This window comes from Streptomyces radiopugnans (genome assembly GCF_900110735.1).
GTDB lineage: Bacteria > Actinomycetota > Actinomycetes > Streptomycetales > Streptomycetaceae > Streptomyces > Streptomyces radiopugnans.
The window spans coordinates 137,702-154,405 of sequence record NZ_FOET01000007.1; the positions used below are offsets into that span (position 1 = coordinate 137,702).

15 protein-coding genes are annotated in these 16,704 nt (G+C 75.4%); 10 read left to right on the forward strand and 5 right to left on the reverse strand.

From position 1 onward, the window contains the following. Positions 1-112: 112 nt before the first annotated feature. Positions 113-1,099, reverse strand: coding sequence for a pyridoxal-phosphate dependent enzyme (locus BMY40_RS15365; protein WP_093659946.1), 987 nt, complete (start codon positions 1,097-1,099; stop codon positions 113-115). 251 nt (positions 1,100-1,350) lie between these two features. On the opposite strand from BMY40_RS15365, the gene BMY40_RS15370 reads away from it, so the two are divergent. The 4 genes from BMY40_RS15370 to BMY40_RS15385 all read left to right on the forward strand — a co-directional run bounded on the left by BMY40_RS15370 (position 1,351) and on the right by BMY40_RS15385 (position 5,800). Then, positions 1,351-2,334 (forward strand): aldo/keto reductase, encoded by a 984-nt coding sequence (locus tag BMY40_RS15370; protein WP_093659779.1) that lies wholly within the window; start codon positions 1,351-1,353, stop codon positions 2,332-2,334. Positions 2,335-2,485: 151 nt separating this feature from the next. Beyond that, positions 2,486-3,130 (forward strand): hypothetical protein, encoded by a 645-nt coding sequence (locus tag BMY40_RS15375; protein ID WP_093659948.1) that lies wholly within the window; start codon positions 2,486-2,488, stop codon positions 3,128-3,130. A 36-nt stretch (positions 3,131-3,166) separates the two neighbouring features. Beyond that, positions 3,167-4,150, forward strand: a complete 984-nt coding sequence (locus BMY40_RS15380) for an ABC transporter ATP-binding protein (RefSeq protein ID WP_093659781.1) — start codon at positions 3,167-3,169, stop codon at positions 4,148-4,150. Between the two features lie 12 nt (positions 4,151-4,162). After that, positions 4,163-5,800, forward strand: coding sequence for an ABC transporter permease (locus tag BMY40_RS15385; protein ID WP_093659783.1), 1,638 nt, complete (start codon positions 4,163-4,165; stop codon positions 5,798-5,800). Positions 5,801-5,838: 38 nt separating this feature from the next. Here the strand turns inward: BMY40_RS15385 and BMY40_RS15390 are convergent, their stop codons facing one another. Beyond that, the gene (locus BMY40_RS15390) at positions 5,839-6,660 is read right to left on the reverse strand and encodes an SDR family NAD(P)-dependent oxidoreductase (RefSeq protein WP_093659785.1); all 822 of its coding nucleotides are present in this window, start codon (positions 6,658-6,660) and stop codon (positions 5,839-5,841) included. A 173-nt stretch (positions 6,661-6,833) separates the two neighbouring features. Next, complete coding sequence (locus tag BMY40_RS15395) at positions 6,834-7,028, reverse strand: antitoxin (protein WP_093659787.1); 195 nt, start codon at positions 7,026-7,028, stop codon at positions 6,834-6,836. Positions 7,029-7,317: 289 nt separating this feature from the next. Here BMY40_RS15395 and BMY40_RS15400 point away from each other — a divergent pair, with 289 nt between their 5' ends. Further along, positions 7,318-7,788, forward strand: a complete 471-nt coding sequence (locus tag BMY40_RS15400) for a DUF6098 family protein (RefSeq protein WP_093659789.1) — start codon at positions 7,318-7,320, stop codon at positions 7,786-7,788. Between the two features lie 116 nt (positions 7,789-7,904). On the opposite strand, the gene BMY40_RS15405 is transcribed toward BMY40_RS15400, so the two are convergent. Further along, positions 7,905-8,321 (reverse strand): winged helix-turn-helix transcriptional regulator, encoded by a 417-nt coding sequence (locus BMY40_RS15405; protein ID WP_245770110.1) that lies wholly within the window; start codon positions 8,319-8,321, stop codon positions 7,905-7,907. Between the two features lie 48 nt (positions 8,322-8,369). Here BMY40_RS15405 and BMY40_RS15410 point away from each other — a divergent pair, with 48 nt between their 5' ends. The 5 genes from BMY40_RS15410 (at position 8,370) to BMY40_RS15430 (ending at position 15,782) form a co-directional block, all read left to right on the forward strand. Then, complete coding sequence (locus tag BMY40_RS15410) at positions 8,370-8,822, forward strand: YybH family protein (RefSeq protein ID WP_093659791.1); 453 nt, start codon at positions 8,370-8,372, stop codon at positions 8,820-8,822. Between the two features lie 96 nt (positions 8,823-8,918). Next, positions 8,919-9,938: a hypothetical protein gene (locus tag BMY40_RS15415; protein WP_245770111.1), complete on the forward strand. Its 1,020-nt coding sequence runs from the start codon at positions 8,919-8,921 to the stop codon at positions 9,936-9,938. A gap of 57 nt (positions 9,939-9,995) precedes the next feature. Next, complete coding sequence (locus tag BMY40_RS15420) at positions 9,996-11,888, forward strand: HSP90 family protein (protein ID WP_093659793.1); 1,893 nt, start codon at positions 9,996-9,998, stop codon at positions 11,886-11,888. Further along, positions 11,888-14,851: a tetratricopeptide repeat protein gene (locus tag BMY40_RS15425; protein ID WP_093659795.1), complete on the forward strand. Its 2,964-nt coding sequence runs from the start codon at positions 11,888-11,890 to the stop codon at positions 14,849-14,851. The genes BMY40_RS15420 and BMY40_RS15425 overlap by 1 nt, the downstream gene beginning before the upstream one ends. A gap of 193 nt (positions 14,852-15,044) precedes the next feature. After that, complete coding sequence (locus BMY40_RS15430; RefSeq protein ID WP_093659797.1) at positions 15,045-15,782, forward strand: peptidoglycan recognition protein family protein; 738 nt, start codon at positions 15,045-15,047, stop codon at positions 15,780-15,782. A 174-nt stretch (positions 15,783-15,956) separates the two neighbouring features. Here the strand turns inward: BMY40_RS15430 and BMY40_RS15435 are convergent, their stop codons facing one another. After that, positions 15,957-16,391 carry a subtilase-type protease inhibitor gene (locus tag BMY40_RS15435; RefSeq protein WP_093659799.1) on the reverse strand — a complete coding sequence of 145 codons (435 nt, stop codon included), beginning with the start codon at positions 16,389-16,391 and terminating at the stop codon, positions 15,957-15,959. Between the last annotated feature and the right edge of the window lie 313 nt (positions 16,392-16,704).

Below are 16,704 nucleotides of genomic sequence, written 5' to 3' on the forward strand. Positions count from 1 at the left end.
GTCCTGCGCGATTGCTCCCGTCAAACTACGCGCTCCAACCCGCCCTGGCAGCAGGTATGTTGATCAGAGTTGACCAGGCAGGGCGGGAGGCCGCCCCGAGGAGGCCGGGGGATCAGTCCTCGGCGGTCAGCCCGGCCTCCGCCGCGGCCAGCGCCGGTGCGTGACCGAAGAGCCCGGGCAGGCCGCCGGAGTGCAGCAGGACCGTGCGGCGCCCGGGGCGGACCGTACCGTCCGCGACGGCCGCCGCCAGACCGGCCAGGGCCCGGCCGGTGTAGACGGGGTCGAGCACGAGCCCCTCGGTGCGTGCGGCGAGGACGAGCGCGGACCGGGCCGGTTCCGTCAGCGTGCCGTAGCCGTCCCCCACCTGGTCCGTGCGCAGCCGCAGCGACTCCGGCGGGCAGTACGCGCCGGTCAGGCCGGACGCCAGGCGGGAGACGGTGACGGCGGGGGCGGACACGGCGCCGACGTGGACGCCCAGGACCCGGTGCGCGCCCAGCTCGCCGACGAGTCCCGCCATGGTCCCCCCGGAGCCGACGGCGGTGACGACCGTGTCCAGGCCCGGGGCCTGGGCGAGGAGTTCGCGCCCGCACTCGGCGTAGCCCCGGGCGCCGAGCGCGCTGGAGCCCCCGAAGGGGAGGAGCGCCGGAACGGCGCCCTGCCGGCTCAGCTTCTCGGCGATCTCGTGTGCGACGGAGTCGAGCGAGGCGGCGTCGGTGTCGCCTGCCCACACCACCCGGGCGCCGAGGAGCCCGTCGAGCGCGAGGTTGCCGGACGAGGAGGCCCCCGGGCGGCCGGCGAGCACCAGCACGGCCCCCAGGCCGAGCCGGGCGGCCGCGGCCGCCGTCAGCCGCGCGTGGTTGCTCTGGGGCGCGCCGGTGGTGACCAGGACGGTGGCGCCGCCGGCCAGCGCCGCCCCGCACAGCCACTCCAGCTTGCGCACCTTGTTGCCGCCGCCGCCGAGACCGGTGAGGTCGTCCCGCTTGATCCACAGGTCCTCCGCCTCCAGCCCGAGGGCGAGGGCCAGGCGCGGCGCGGGTTCGAGCGGTGTGGGCCAGGTGCCGAGGACCGCCCGCCGCGGAGCGCCGTCCGATGCTGTCATCTGCGTGGTCACCCCGGTGTGCCGTCCGTGAGCGGAGCTTCGGTGGAGGACATGGTGGCACACGGCGGCGGCGCGCCGGGGGGTCCGGGCCGCCGCCGGGGCACCGGCGTATCGCGGCGTGTCGCGCGGGATCCGCCGCCGGGCGGTTGACCGCGGGGAGTCGCGGGGACGGTTTCCTCCCGTACGGGGCCCCCTCCCGTACCCGGAAGCCGCGGCATCGGCGGCGTGACGCAGGAGGAGGGAACGGCGGGATGAGAACGAACCGGCTGGGGCGCAGCACGGTGGAGGTCACGGAACTGGGCTTCGGCGGCGGACCGCTCGGAGGACTCTTCGAACCGCTGGACGACGACACCGCGGCCGGGGCGCTCGCGGCGGCCTGGGAAGGCGGGATCCGCTACTTCGACACCGCCCCGCACTACGGGATCGGGCACTCCGAGCGCCGCATCGGCGACTTCCTGCGGGACAGGCCGCGGGAGGAGTACACACTGTCGACCAAGGTGGGCAGGGTCCTGGTCCCACAGGACCCGCAGGGCCGCACGGACGAGAGCTTCCAGGTGCCCGCCACGCACCGGCGCGTACGGGACTTCTCCCGCGACGGGGTGCTGCGCAGCGTCGAGGACTCCCTCGCCCGCATGGGCGCCGACCGTGTCGACGTGCTCTTCCTCCACGACGCGGAGAAGTGCTTCGAGGACGCGCTGCGCCACGGATACCCGGCGCTCGCCGAGCTGCGCTCCCAGGGCGTGGTGGGCGCCATCGGCGCGGGGATGCACCACACCGGCATGCTGACCAGGCTCGTGCGGGAGACCGACGTCGACGTGGTCATGCTCGCCGGCCGCTACACCCTGCTGGACCACAGCGCCCTGGACGACCTGCTGCCCGCGTGCGCCGGACGCGGCGTCTCCGTGCTCGCGGCCGCGGTGTTCAACTCCGGCATCCTCGCCGAGCCGCGTCCGGCCGACGGGGCGCGTTACGAGTACGCGCCGGCCCCGCCGGACGTGCTGCGGCGGGTGCACCGCATCGCCGACGTCTGCGAGGCGCACGGCGTGACGCTTCCGCAGGCCGCGATGGCGTTCCCGCTGCGCCACCCCGTCGTCGCGGGCGTCGTGCTCGGCATGCGCTCGGCCGGGGAGGTGCGGCGCGACACCGAGGCGTTCGGGGCGGGCGTCCCCGAGGGTCTGTGGACCGACCTGCGCGAACAGGGTCTGATCGACGAGCGCGCGCAGGCGCCCGGCTGAGAAACCGCCCGGCCCGGCACCCCGCGGCCCCGGCGCCGGGCGCGGGGCGCCGCACGGGTGCGGGGCCACCCGGACGGGCATCCTGGACCTCACGGGGTGATCCGGCCGGGAGCGCCCCTTCTCCCCGGAAGGGGTGCCCATGGTGAGGCCCATGGTGAGGAACGCCCAGCGGTTCCACGGGTGGATCGCCGGTGTGGGGACGTCCTCGGGGACGCGGATCGTCCTGGGGCACTGGCCCCGGTCGCCGTTCGGTCCGTTCAGCGACGTGATGCTGGAACGGGCCGACGGACAGCGGCTGCTGCTGGCCCCGGCCGGGCGGATCGCGGACTTCGTCGCCGCGGTCTACCGCTTCGACCGGGTGCTGGCCGTCCCGGTGGAGGTGGACGCGGCCCGGCGGCACTGGCAGGTCGCGGCCGGACTGCTGCGGATGCGCTTCACCACCGGCCGCCGGGGCGGACTCGGGCTGCTGCTGCGGTGCGTACCCGCCCCGCTCGCCGCCCGGCCCGCCTGGGTCGCGCTCACCGACATCCCCGCCCGGCTGATGCCCGGGGTGCGGACCAGGGGCAGCGCGGGCGGAGGGTACCGGGAGTGGTACGGAGTGCGGGACCTGCGCCGGATCACCGCGGTCGAGGCCTCGTGGGAGAGCCGGGACCTGGGTCCGCTCGCACCGGTCGACCCGCCGGTGCGGTTCGGGTTCGGCTCCGCGCCCCGTACGCCCGCCCTGGTACGGGTGGTCACCACCGTCGCGGGGCCGCGGGCGCCCTCTCCCCCCGCCTCCGGCCGCAGAGGTCTGTAGCGTGGGAGACGTCCTTTCGGACCTCGGAGGTGCGGCATGCGCGTCCCGGCCATAGACACCGAGGGGCTGACGAAGCGCTTCGGCACGGTGACCGCCCTGGAGGGGCTGGACCTGCGGGTGGAGCAGGGCGAGATCTTCGGCTTCCTGGGCCCCAACGGGGCGGGCAAGTCCACCACGATCCGCCTGCTGCTCCACCTCGTCCGCCCGACCGCCGGGACGGCGCGGATCATGGGCGTACCGGTGGAGGACGTCGAACGCGCCCACCGGCACGTCTCCTACGTCTCGGGCGACGTCTCCCTGTGGCCGCAGCTGACCGGCATGGAGACCCTCATCCATCTGGCCAACCTGTCCGGCGGCGCCGACGACGCCTTCCGGGACGAGCTCATCGAGCGGCTGAGGGTCGATCCGGGCGTGCGGGCCCGCTCGTACTCCAAGGGCAACCGGCAGAAGATCGCACTGACCGCCGCGTTCATGACCCGGCCCGACGTGCTGCTGCTGGACGAGCCGACCAGCGGTCTCGACCCCCTGATGGAGGCGGAGTTCCAGGCGCTGGCCCGGGAGGCCGCCGACCGCGGCCAGACGGTCTTCCTCTCCTCGCACCTGCTGGACCAGGTGGAGGACATCTGCCACCGCGTGGCGATCCTGCGCGCGGGGCGGCTGGTGGAGGTCGCGGCGCTGGAGGATCTGCGCAAGCTGAACACCACGGTGTTCGAGGCGGTCCTGGACGGCCCCGCACCCCGGCTCGACGGAGTGCCGGGCGTGGTCGCCGTGGAGCGGATCGACCGCGGCCTGCGGGTGTCCGTGACCGGACCGCCGTCGGCCGCGCTCTCCCGGCTCGCCTCGGCCGGACTGGTCCGGCTCCGCAGCCGGGAACCGAGCCTGGAGGAGATCTTCCTGACCTACTACGAGGCCACCTCCGGGCAGCGCGGGGCCGTCGCCGCGCACGGCGCCCTGCCGGACGGCGCCGGACCCGGCGCCCGGGACGGACTGGACGCGCCGGACCCGCGAGCCCCGCGGTAGGAGGCGGTACCCATGGCCAGGGCCGTGCCCGCACCCCCCGCCGCCCGCCCGGCGCGGCGGCACCGCACGGAGGCGGCGATCGCCCGGCTGGCGGTCCGGCTGGTCCGCCGCGGCACCCTCGTACTGGCCCTGTCGACCGCCCTCTACGCGGTCGTCGAGGTCCTCGCCTACCTCGCCGCCTACCCCGACGCCGCATCGCGCCGCACCATCGCCACCTTCCAGGACAACCCGGCCGTGCGGATGCTCCAGGGCATCCCGCACGCCGTCGACACCCCCGGCGGCTTCGCCGCCTGGGACGCCGGCTGGATCCTGGCCGCGATCACCGGGATCTGGGCGGTGCTGACCACCGGACGGCTGCTGCGCGGCGAGGAGGAGACGGGGCGGGCCGAGTCCGTGCTGGCGGCGCCGGTGCGGGCGGGCCGCGCCCTGCTGACGCACCTGCTGGTCCTCGCCGCCGCGATCGCCGTGACCGGCGCCGCGATCGCGGCGGCGCTGACGCTGTCGGGCGCCGCCGCGGCGGGCTCGGCGCTTTTCGGGCTGGGCGTCGCGGGCTTCGCGGCCACGTTCGCCGGGGTCTGCGCCGTCACCGCGCAGGTGTTCGAGGTGCGCCGCCGCGCCACCGGCGTCGCCACCGCGGTGCTCGGCGCGTCCTTCCTGCTCAGGATGGCCGCCAACAGCAGCGACTCCCGCGGCCGGCTGCGCTGGCTGACCCCGTTCGGCTGGATGGACGAGCTCCACGCCTACCGCGACCCCCGGTGGGCGGCCCTGCTCCTGCTGCTGGCCGCGCCGGTGCTCCTGGGCGCCGTCGCCGTGCGGCTGCGCGCGATGCGCGACACCGGCGGCGCCCTGATCATCGACTCCGACAGCCGCCGCGCCCGGCCCGGGCTGCTGGGCGGCCCGGCGGCGTTCGCCTGGCGCGGCACGCAGGGCATGCTGATCGGCTGGCTGACCGGCATCACCCTCTACGCCCTGGTGACCGGGCCGGTGACCAAGGCGGTCACCGACTTCGTGGCCGAGCAGGCGTCATACCGGGAGATGCTCCAGCGGCTCGGATGGGACCTGCAGCGCGTCACCGAGGGCTACCTCGGCACCATGGGCCTGCTGTTCGGCCTGCTGCTCTCCCTCCACGCCTGCTGGCGGATCGGCGCCGCGCGCGCCGAGGAGGCCACCGGACGGCTGGAGTCCACTCTCACCAGGCCGGTCTCCCGGCGCCGCTGGCTCGGCGGCCACATCCTGCCGGCCCTGGCCGCCTCCCTGCTCCTCGCGGCCGTCGCGGCACTGGCCGTGTGGGCCGGCTCGGTGGCAGGCGGGGCCGACGTGGAGGCGGCGGGCGCGTTCGGATCGGTACTGAACACCCTGCCCGTGGTGGTGCTCCTGACCGGCCTGGCCGTCCTGGTGTACGGCACCGCGCCCCGGCTCACCGTCGGCCTGTCGGCGGCCGTCGCGGTCACCGCCTACCTGGTGGAGACGATCGGGACGGCGCTGGACTGGCCCGGCCGGGTGCTGGACCTGTCGCCGTTCCACCACCTGGCCACCGTGCCCGTCGAGCCGTTCGAGCCGCTGCCCGCGGCGGTCATGACCGGTCTCGGGCTGCTGGCCGTGGCGGCGGGCGTCGCGGCCTTCGAGCGCCGAGACGTCACCGGGGACTGAGGGCGGCGGAGGCGGGCCGGTCCGCCTCCGCCGCCGCTTCAGGAGGACTTCCCCGGATCGCCGGATCCGGGCTCGGCCATCCTGCGGTGGGCGGCCGCCTTGAGGCGGTCGGGGACCACGGCGTTGGCCCGGCCCTGGGCCCGTGACTTCAGCGAGCCGGCGAGCTTCTTCCCCTCGCCCTCCATGAGGGCCTCGAAGCCCTGCCGGGCGACCAGCGCGGGATCGTCGGTGGCCTGCTCCGCCAGCTTGGTGTCCTCCAGGTCGCCGCGGCGGAAGAAGTCGGTGTCGGTGGGGCCCGGCATCAGCGAGGTGATCGTCACCCCGGTGTCCCTCAGCTCCTCGGCGACGGCCTCGGCGAAGGACTGGAGGAAGGACTTCGAGGCGTTGTACACCGCCTGGAAGGGCCCGGGCATGGTGGAGGCGAGCGAGGAGGTGATCAGCACCCTGCCCTCGCCGCGGGCGGCCATGTCCCGCAGCAGGAGCTTGGCCAGGTGCACGGTGGAGGTGACGTTGAGGTCGATGAGGGCGAGTTCGTCGTCGAGATCGGTCTCGGTGAACGCGCCGCCCCGGCCGATGCCGGCGTTGAGGGCCGCGGCGTCCACCGGCCGCCCCGCCTCGGCGGCGGCCGCCCACAGCCGCTCGACCTCGTCGCGGCGGCGCAGGTCGGCCCGGACGGCCCGCACCTCGGTACCGGAGGCGCGCAGTTCCCCGGCCGCGGCCGTCAGCCGGTCGTCCTCGGCGTTGACCAGCAGATCGAAGCCGTGCTCGGCGAACTGCCGGGCGAGTTCGAGCCCGATGCCGCTGGAGGCTCCGGTGACCAGGGCCAGCGGCCGGTGTTCGGCGGTGTGGTGTTCGCTCATGCCGCCCGGGTATCCCGTCGCGGGCGGTCGTCACCTGCGGATCCGGACGGAAGCGCCGTTCCGCTCGCCCGGCGCCGTACCACGGAAGCGGGGCCGCCGGCGCTTCGAGCGCCGACGGCCCCCGCCGTCCGTCCGCGGGACCTGCCTCGGCCCGTCCCGCCCTGTCCGCCGCCTTATCGCAGCTGGTCCTCGTCGTTGCCGTAGGAGCGGCGCACGGACTCGGCGGCCTTGTCCGTCTGGGCGTCGTACTTGTCGCCGGTGCGCTCGTCGATCGTCTGCTCGGCGCGGTCGACGCCCTTGTCCGCCTTGTCGGGGTGGCCCTTGGCCATCTTCTTGGCCTTGTTCGCCATGTCACCCAGCTTGCCCATAACGGCCTCCTCGCGGTGTTTTCGTGCCGTCTTGCTCCATACCGCCTAACCGCTGGCAAATGGGGGAAACATGCCGCACCCCGGCGGACGGCCGCCGGGCCGTACGGCCCGGCTGCGGCCCCGGCCGTGCCGATCGCCGCAGGTCACCGAGGCCGACCGGGTTTCCTGCCCCCGTGCGGGGGCACGCGGTCGTGTGCCGTTCCGGTGCCCCCGCTCCCCGGGTGCGAGGGCCTGGCCCAGCGGGCCGGTCGAGACCGGGCGGCAGCGACACCCAAGGAGCGAGCGCCGTATGACCCTCCCCTCCGAGCTGCCTCTGATCACCTCCCTCGACGAGCTGGCCCGTCTGGTCGAGAGCGGCAGGCGTCTGTACGTGCGCTGGTCCCGCGGCCCCCGGACCGACCTGGGGGAGACGGCCAGCACGGACGACCTGACCGGTGTCCCGCTGCCGGGGCTGTCCGTCAACGCCCTGGACGTCGAGCCGTGGTGGTCCAGCCGGCCGGTCCGGCTGTGGGTCGCCCGGCGCCTGTACGACTACTGCCATCTGCGCCGTTCGAAGGGGCCGGGAGTGCGGCCCTGGGTGCTGCGCGGCCGTGAGGTCGGACGCGGGCCCGACAACGAGCCGCTGGTCAGGGGGGTGGAGCCGATCGCCTGGGTCGACGCACGGGTGATCTTCGAAGCGGAGGAGGAGGTGGCCCGGCAGAGGGGGAACTGGGGCCCGCTGGACCGGACCGCCGGCAGCGGAGCGGAACCCTCCCGCTGACCGGGCCGGGGGCGCCGCCGACGGCACGGCGGACCTCCTCGACGCCGGGAACCGCCCGGCCGGACGCACACCCGGCCGCCCGAACGGGCCGCCCGGCGGCAGACCGCCCCGCGCGGTCAGCCGACCGGTTCGGCACCGTCCCGGGCGGCGTCGATCGCGAGCCCCGTGCGGTACAGCTCGACCAGCAGCGGCCGTACGGCCCGGCCCGCCGCGGTGAGGCGGTAGCGGGTGCGGACCGGGAACCCGCGCAGCCGCTCGCGGTTCACCAGGCCCCGCTCCTCCAGGGTGCGCAACCGCTCCGCGAGCACCTTGGCGCTGATCTCCGGCAGCCGACCGCGCAACTCGCCGAACGAGTGCGCCTCGTGGGCCAGTTCACGCAGGACGAGGGTGGTCCAGCGGCCCGAGACGGCGGTCAGCGCGATCTCCACGGGGCAGTCGGGCTCGGGGCGCCGGGTGCGGCCCCGCTCGTCCGGCACCAGACGGACGTCCCAGTCGCGGCGCGGGCCGGCGCCTGCCGGGGCGGGATCCGGCACGTGGGTTTCCGTTTGGTTGCCCACGTCGCGGGCGGTTTGACTCGCGGTATGAGCATCGATCCCGACACCGGACACATCCATGCCCCCACCGTCTCCCTGACCACCGACCCCGGGCAACACCCGGGGGTGTTCGCGAAGGCCTTCGGCACCGGCGACCCGGAGGTGCTGGCCCGCCTCTACGAGGCCCGGGCCGTCTTCGTCCCCCGCCCCGGCCGGCAGGTCGCCGGACGGGAGGTGACGGATTCCCAGGCCGGTCTGCTGGGACTGGGCCTGCCGATCACCGTCCGCCCCCGCCACACCTACGTCGCCGACGACATCGCCCTGCTGATCGTCGACTGGAGCATCGACGGCACGGGCCCGGACGGCGCGCACGTGCACATCGAGGGCACGGCGACGGACGTGGCGCGCCGCGGCGCCGACGGCCTGTGGCGTTACGTCGTCGACAACCCCTTCGGCACCGCGCGGCCCGACGCCGGGCCGGAGGCCCCCGCCGGCCACTGACCGGAAAGCCCTGGCCGACGCGTTGTCGGTGCCGCATGATATTCGTTCTCCAGACGATGATCAGCGGCCCCGGCGAGGGCCCACGGGGGGATCCACATGACAACCATCAGTCGGCACCCGGCGGCCGAGGAGCAGCCGGCGGACGGACGGCGCCGGCCGGCGTTCCCGTTCGGGCTGTGGAGGCGCAGGCCGGCGCCGCGCCTGGTCACCGACTTCGGCGACCCCGCGCTGGCCCGGCTCCGGGAGGCGATCGGGGCGGGGGACTGGCCCGCGGTCCGCGGGCGGCTGGCGGCCGCGGCCGACGCCGAGGAGCTGTGCTGGCTGGTGTGGCACGCCTCCGGGACGCCGGGCACGACCGAGCTGATGGGCCGTGTCATGGACCGCGAGCCGGACGGGACCCTGGCCCTGCTCATGGCCGGCGCACACCACATCGACTGGGCGTGGGAGGCCCGCACCGGCGCGCGGGCCTCCCAGGTCTCCAAAGAGCAGTTCCGGGTCTTCCACCAGCGGCTGGAGGTCGCCGAGGACCTGCTGTACCGGGTGGCCGAGCGCGAGCCGGACTGGGTCGCCCCCTGGTTCATGCTCCAGGTCTCCGGGCGCGGCCTCCAGGTCGGGCCGCAGATCGCCCGCCTCCGCTTCGAGGCGGCGGTCCGCCGCTGTCCCGGGCACCTGGGCGCGCACCGGCAGCACCTGCAGCAGGTGTGCGCCAAGTGGGGCGGCTCGCACGAGGAGATGCACGACTTCGCGCGCGAGTCGATGCTCTCGGCTCCCGAGGGCAGCCCGCTGGGCGAACTGGTGGCCCTCGCCCACCTGGAGCACTGGCTGGACCTGGAGCCGGGTGAGGACGCGGAGTACATCGGCCGCCCCGACGTACGGGCCCGGCTGCTGGAAGCCGCCCACCGGTCCATCGGCGACCCGGCCTTCGGGCGTCCGCGCGACTGGATCGGCGTGCACAACACCTTCGCCATGGCCCTCTCGCTGGCCGGCGAGAAGGAGGCGGCGGCCGCCGCCTTCGCACCGCTGGAGGGACGGGTCACCGAGTTCCCCTGGCATTACCTCGACTCCGCCGACCCGGTCGCGGCGTTCCGGAAGTGGCGCTCGCGCGCCGGCCGCTGACGCGCCGACCCGCCGAACCGCACCCCCTCCCGCCGCCCACGGAAGAAAGCCCATCCGGTGTCCCAGCATCAGACGTCCCACACCTTCCAGGTCGATCTGCGCGGCCTGGTCGACCTGCTCTCCCACCACCTCTACTCCAGCCCCCGCGTCTACCTGCGCGAACTGCTGCAGAACGCGGTGGACGCCATCACCGCCCGCCGGGCCCTGCACCCGGACGCCCCCGCCCGGATCACGGTTGAGACCGGCGAGACGCTCACCGTCACCGACACCGGCGTCGGCCTGTCCGAGAAGGACGTCCACACCTTCCTCGCGACGATCGGCCGCAGCTCCAAGCGCTCCGCCGACGGAGGCCTGGACGGAACGGCCATCGCCTCGGCCCGCTCGGAGTTCATCGGCCAGTTCGGCATCGGCCTGCTCGCCTGCTTCGTGGTGGCCGACGAGATCACCGTGGTCAGCCGCTCGGCGGCCACTCCCGACGCGCCGGTCGTCGAATGGCGCGGCCGCGCCGACGGCAGCTACACCATCCGCACCCTGCCCCCGCACACCAGGCCGGAGCCGGGCACCACGGTGCGGCTGACCCCCCGCGCGGACGGCACCGAGTGGACGCGCCCCGACCGGGTGCTGGAACTGGCCCGGCACTACGGCGGCCTGCTGCGGCACGAGGTCACCGTGACCGACGCCCGCGGCACGGCCACCCGGATCGACCGGACCCCGCCGTGGGAGGAGCGCCACGCCTCCCCGCGGGCCCGCCGCGAGGCGCTGGCCGAACACTGCCGCTCCACCTTCGGCTTCACCCCGCTGGACACCGTCGAACTGGACCTGCCCGTCGTCGGGCTGCGCGGCGTCGCCTACGTCCTGCCGACCGCCGTCAGCCCCTCCCAGCGGGCCGGTCACCGGGTGCACCTCAAGGGCATGCTCCTGTCGGACCAGGCGTCCGAACTCCTGCCCGACTGGGCGTTCTTCGTGCGCTGCGTGGTGGACACCACCGGCCTGCGGCCCACCGCCTCCCGCGAGGCGCTGTACGAGGACGAGACGCTCGACGCCGTACGCGAGGCGCTCGGCAACCGGCTGCGCGACTGGCTCACCGGCCTGGCCGCCGGCGACCCCACCCTCCTGCACCGCTTCATCGAAACCCACCACCTGGCCGTCAAGGCGCTGGCCCGCCACGACGACGCGCTGCTGCGGATGCTGCTGCCGTGGCTGCCCTTCGAGACGACCGACGGCAACGTCACCCTGGACGAGTTCGCCCGCAGCCACCCCACGATCCTGGTCACCCGGAGCGTGGAGGAGTTCCGGCAGGTCGCGCCGATCGCCGCGGCGGCCGGCCTCGGAGTCGTCAACGGCGGCTACACCTACGACCGGGACCTGGTGCACCGGCTGCCGGAGATACGCTCCGGCACCACCGTCGACGACCTGGACCCGGCCACCGTCACCGCGCACCTGGACGCGGTGGAGCCCGCCGCCGAACTGGCCGCCGCCTCCTTCCTGGCCGTGGCCCGCGAGGTGATCGGCGTCCACGACTGCGACGTGGTGCTGCGCAGCTTCCAGCCGGTGACCGCCCCCGCCCTCCTGCTGGACAACCGGGAGGCCCGGCACGAGCGCACCCGATCCGAGCTGGCCGGCGCCGGCGACGGGCTGTGGGCCGACATCCTCGGCTCGCTGCGCACCGAGGCCCCCCGCGCCCAGCTGGTCCTCAACCACCTCAACCCGCTGGTCCGCCGCGCGGCGACGATCACCGAACGCGGGCTGGCCACCGCCACGGCGGAGGCGCTGTACGGGCAGGCGCTGCTGCTCAGCCGCCGCCCGCTGCGCGCCGCCGAGAGCGCGCTGCTCAACCGGGCCTTCCTCGGCCTGCTCGACCACGCCATGCACGACCACGCCATGCACGACCACGCCACGCACGACCGGGCCGGCGGCCAGGGCGGCCCGGCCCCCCGGAAGGAGCCGTGATGCTGGAGACCCCGGAGGCCGTGCTCGACGCGCTGCGGGAGAACAACGACCGCCCCTACGGCCTGCCCAGGACGGTGACGGCCGAGGAACTGGTCGAAGCCGCCGAGCAGTTCGAGGACAAGGGCGTCCTGGTCACCGCGCTGCTGGAGCTGATGGAGGCCTACGAGTACACCGGCGAGCACCGCAAGTCGCCGGTGGTCTTCGCCCGTCTGCTCCGGCTGTGGGACGACGACCGCGGCGCCTTCAGCGAGTGGGAGGGCCACCAGGTCTACTGGCGCTTCAAGTGGGTGACGACCTCGCTGCTGGAGGTGCCGGACGTACCGCTGGCCACCGTCGAGCAGTGGATCGGCCGGATGCGCGAGCGCTACCGCGAGGCCGGCCACGGCATGCAGCCGGTGGCGGCCATGGCCCACCGCGTCGCGCTGCACACCGGCAGCGGCCTGGAGTCCGCCTACGACCTGTGGGTGACCCGCCCCCGGGAGCGGCTGAGCGACTGCGAGGCGTGCGAGACACGCCACCGGGCGCTGCACCACGTCCTCCTCGGCGAGGACGAGCAGGCCCTGCGGATCTGGGAGCCGCTGTTCGCCGGGGCCGTGAGCTGCCAGGAGGAGCCCTACGTCAGCCACGCCTTCGCGCTGCTCCCGCTGCTGCGCACCGGTCGTGCCGACGAGGCCCGCTCGCACCACCTGGCCGGATACCGCTACGCCCGCGGAAAGACGGGGATGGCCGAGGAGATCGGCCTCCACCTGGAGTTCTGCGCCCTGACCCGCAACGAGGGCCGCGGGCTGGAGATCCTGGCCGAGAACCGCGAGCTGTTCGGCGTCACCGGCGCCCCCAAGGCGCGGCTGGCCTTCCTCACCGGCGTGCAGGTGCTGCTCGGCCGTCTCGTGGCGCAGGGGTACGCCGACACTCCCGTCGCCGGACCGCCCGGACGGCAGTGGACGGCGCGGACGCTGAACGACGAGATCGGGACCGAGGCGGACGCACTGGCCGCGGCCTTCGACCGCCGCAACGGCACGGCGGCGGTCGGCGAGCGCCGCCGTGCGCGCCTGGAGCGGCACCCCCTGCTGGAGGAGCCCCTCGCGCTGGGGCTGCGCGTCACACCGCTGACCGGTCCGAAGGACGGCGGAGCCGCCCCGGAGCCCGTGCCCGTGCCCGCGCCGGCCGCCGCGCACCGGGTGGCGATCCCCGGGGACTTCGCCGAACTGGTCGCCGAGGCACGGCGGCTGGCCGACGAGGGGCACCCCGGCGACACACCGCTGTGGGAACGCGTCGCCGAGCGCGTGACCGCCGACGGATACGTCCACGACCCCGCTCTCGGCCCCCTGGACGTGCTCCTGGCCGAGCTGGCCGAGCAGCGCGCGTTCGCCGCGGACGAGCGGGGCGGGAGCGGCCGGGCCGCGATGGCCGAGGCGATCGCCCTCTACGCCCGGGCCGGTCTGCCCTGGCACGAACTGGCCGCCCGGGCCCGTCTGGCCTGCCGGCCCGAGGCCGGACAGGGGCGGAGCGAGGGGCCCGGCGGGGAGACCGCCGGCCACCTCGCGGTACGGCGGGAGCTGGAACCCCTGCTGGAGTCGGCCGAACGGATGCTTCCCGGCGGGAACGGGGAGCCGGAGGCGGACTTCCGGCCGGACAAGTACCTCGTCGTACTCCACTGCCGGGCCTTCGCCGCGCACAGCGAGCTGACCGACGCGCTGCCGGACGCCGGCCCGGAGGCCGTGGCGCGCTTCGAGGAGGCGGTCGGGGCACTGCACGCGGCGGCCGAACGCTGGGAGATCCCCCACCAGAGGGCCGCCGCCCACCTCTACGAAGCCGACGTCGCCGCCCGTACCGGGCGCATCGAGGAAGCCGTCGAACGGCAGCGGCGCTCCCAGGAGATCCTGGAGGAGGCCGGCACCCCGTGGCGGGCGACCCGCGGCATGCTGCTGCTGGGCCAGATCCTGATGCGAACCGGCCGGCCCGGGGAGGCGGCCGAGGTGTTCCGGGAGGCCATGGCCCGGGCCGCACGGTACGACGACCGCTCCTTCCCGGCCACGGCCGTCCACGCGATGCTCGGCCACGCCTGCCGGCACGCCGGTGAGCTCTCCGGAGCCGTCCGCCACCTGTCCGAGGCCGCCGCCCGGATGGACCGGGAGGGCGACCACAACGGCGCCGCCGAGTGCCGTCTGGAACTCGCCGACGCCCTGGCCGCCTCCGGGCAGCCGGAGGACGCCGTGGCGGTGCTGGAGTCCGTGGCCCGCGGGGACGGCGCGGAATCCGGGGACCCGATCGACGAGCGGCTGCTGGCCCAGGTCCGCCTCACCCTCGCCCGGGGACTGACGGAACTGGCGGAGCACCGCGCGGCGGCCGAGGAGTTCCTGGGCCTGGCCGACACGGTGGCCGGGTGGGAGGAGCAGTTCACCCACACCATGGTCGCCTCCCAGGCGGCGGCCGCGCTGGCCCGGGCCGGCCGCCCGGAGGCGGCCGGGGCCGCACGCGAGCGCGCTCTGGAGTCCCACCGCCGGGCGCCGAGCCCGGTACCTGTGCTGGAGATGCTCCGGGACTTCGCCGATCTCGCCACGCGCGGTGAGGATGACGGCCTGGAGGCGGCGCTCGGCCACCTGGCCACCGCCGACGAGCTGCTGGCCGAGGTCCCAGAGGACCCGGAGGAGTTCCCCCACTGGTACCACGCCGGCCACAACCACCTGTGCCGCGCCCGCTGCCTGGCCCGCGCCGAGCGCTTCGAGGAGGCGCTGGCCGAGGCGGACCGGGCCGACTCGCGCCTGGCGGAGGGCGGCCCGGACGGGGAGGCGGGCCGGGCGGAGACGGCGCGGCTGGCCGCCCTGGTCGAGGGCAACGGGCTGGACCGGCCGAAGGACGCCGTGGCCCGCCTGGACGCGGCGGCCGGCCGCTGCGCCGAGGCGGGCCTGGAGGAGGCGGCCAGGATCCTCACCGCCCTGCGCGAGGACATGGCCTCCCGCTGAGCAGCGCCCGGCCGGGGCGGCACGCCGCCCCGGCCGGGCGGTCCGCGTTCAGCCCGCGCGGCCGGGCCGGCCCCGCGGGCATGCCTTTTCCGGCCCCTGAGCTGCGCGAACGCCTTCCCCGGGGGCCGTCCGCCGTCACCCGACCGGCTCCACCGGCCGCGAGATCCGCGACGAGCGGGGGCAGGGTGGGGGCATGTGGTACCCACGACTCGTGCTGGGCGCCGCCCTTCTGCCGCTGGCGCTGCTGGTGGTGCGGGACGTTCCCGCCCACCTCCTCGACCCCCCGGTGCCGGAAGCCGCCGGCCCCGCCCACCCGTACACCGCGCCACAGCCCGCGGTCGTCAGCCGGAAGGCCTGGCGCGCCGACGAGAGCCTGGTCAGGGAGGAGGCCAGCTACACGGGCCCGGTGAGCGCCGTCTTCGTCCACCACACCGGCCATCCCAACGGCTACGACTGCTCGGACGTCCCGCGGATGCTGCGGGCGCTGGAGGCCGACCACATCGAGGGCCAGGGGTGGGACGACATCGGCTACAACTTCGTCGTGGACCGGTGCGGGACCATCTACGAGGGGCGGGGCGGCGGCATCGGGCGCCCGGTGTACGGCGCCCACACCAAGGGCTTCAACCGCAACAGCGTCGGTGTGGCGGCGCTGGGCACCTTCGGGGCGGGGGAGGAGGTGCCGCGCGCGGTGATCGAGGCGATCGCCGAGGTCGCCGCGTGGAAGCTGCGGCCCGGCGCGAACCCGCAGGGCAGGGTGCGTCTGGTCTCGACGAACGACGAGAGCCGCTACGACAAGGGCGAGAGCGCGACGTTCGACGTCATCTCGGGCCACCGCGACAGCCACCAGACCGACTGCCCGGGCCAGGCGCTGTACGACCGCCTGCCGGAGATCCGCGCGGAGGCCACCCGCCTGCGCGACCTCGAGCCCTGACGGCCCCGGCGCCACCGGCTCCGCGGCCCCGCGGGACACCGGCTCAGCGGGACACCGGCCCCGCGGGACACCGGGCCCGGCCCACAGGCACGAGGCCGCCGCCGTACGTACGGCGGCGGCCTCCGGGATGTCCGGGTACGGTGCGGGGTTCCGGGCGGGGCCGCCCCCCCGGGCTCAGAAGGAGAAGACCGCGGGTGCGGCGTCCACCATGACGCAGGCGTTGGAGAAGGTGTGCGCGTACGAGACCCTGCGGCCCTCCCAGACCCCGTCGGCGGTCACGGTGACCGGGTCCCAGACCATCGGGCACATCCGGTCGCCGCCGGACTCGACCAGCGAGGCGAACTCGCCGTCCACGGAGCGCAGTTCGCCGCACGCCTCGGCGGGGGCCGGGTGGGTGCCGCCCGGCACCGGCGAACAGCTCAGCACGGCGGCCCGCAGCACGGTGGCCGCCGCCGGGTCCTCCCCCTTGCCGACGGTGAGCACCAGGGCCGAGGGGGCGTACAGCCCTTGGGACTGCGCGGGCGAAGCGGCCGCGCTGGCCGCCGAGCCCGCCAGGCAGGTGACGGCCAGGGCGGTGCCCACTCCCAGACCCTTGATGGCGTACCGCATTTCGAACACTCCTTGGTTCGGTTCGGCAGATTCCGGACAGGAGTCTTGCCTGAGCGAATCGCGAGCGCACATCGGACGGATCGCTTCAGGTCACCTTCGGCGACGGTGCCGTGGCCCAGAGTGCCGGTCGGCAGCTCAAGAGCCCTCCGGGCCCCTCGGGGAAGGCGTCCGGCATGCGGACGAAGGAGGGCGCGGAATCCGGGACCAAGGCGGTGAACTGCCTTTTCGCGGGCAGAACCGCCCGTCCGGGCGCCGCACCTCGGCCGGAAACCGCCGTGACCTCCCTTCGGCCGACGGCGCCGGGTGCGGGCGG

Bases quoted from the DNA above. Each gene is read 5' to 3' on its own strand.
- BMY40_RS15395 (WP_093659787.1), bottom strand. From the start codon at position 7,028: ATGGGCAAGCTGGGTGACATGGCGAACAAGGCCAAGAAGATGGCCAAG.
- BMY40_RS15430 (WP_093659797.1), top strand. From the start codon at position 15,045: ATGTGGTACCCACGACTCGTGCTGGGCGCCGCCCTTCTGCCGCTGGCG.
- BMY40_RS15370 (WP_093659779.1), top strand. From the start codon at position 1,351: ATGAGAACGAACCGGCTGGGGCGCAGCACGGTGGAGGTCACGGAACTG.
- BMY40_RS15425 (WP_093659795.1), top strand. From the start codon at position 11,888: ATGCTGGAGACCCCGGAGGCCGTGCTCGACGCGCTGCGGGAGAACAAC.
- BMY40_RS15375 (WP_093659948.1), top strand. From the start codon at position 2,486: ATGGTGAGGAACGCCCAGCGGTTCCACGGGTGGATCGCCGGTGTGGGG.
- BMY40_RS15365 (WP_093659946.1), bottom strand. From the start codon at position 1,099: ATGACAGCATCGGACGGCGCTCCGCGGCGGGCGGTCCTCGGCACCTGG.
- BMY40_RS15390 (WP_093659785.1), bottom strand. From the start codon at position 6,660: ATGAGCGAACACCACACCGCCGAACACCGGCCGCTGGCCCTGGTCACC.
- BMY40_RS15435 (WP_093659799.1), bottom strand. From the start codon at position 16,391: ATGCGGTACGCCATCAAGGGTCTGGGAGTGGGCACCGCCCTGGCCGTC.
- BMY40_RS15400 (WP_093659789.1), top strand. From the start codon at position 7,318: ATGACCCTCCCCTCCGAGCTGCCTCTGATCACCTCCCTCGACGAGCTG.
- BMY40_RS15415 (WP_245770111.1), top strand. From the start codon at position 8,919: ATGACAACCATCAGTCGGCACCCGGCGGCCGAGGAGCAGCCGGCGGAC.
- BMY40_RS15410 (WP_093659791.1), top strand. From the start codon at position 8,370: ATGAGCATCGATCCCGACACCGGACACATCCATGCCCCCACCGTCTCC.
- BMY40_RS15380 (WP_093659781.1), top strand. From the start codon at position 3,167: ATGCGCGTCCCGGCCATAGACACCGAGGGGCTGACGAAGCGCTTCGGC.
- BMY40_RS15385 (WP_093659783.1), top strand. From the start codon at position 4,163: ATGGCCAGGGCCGTGCCCGCACCCCCCGCCGCCCGCCCGGCGCGGCGG.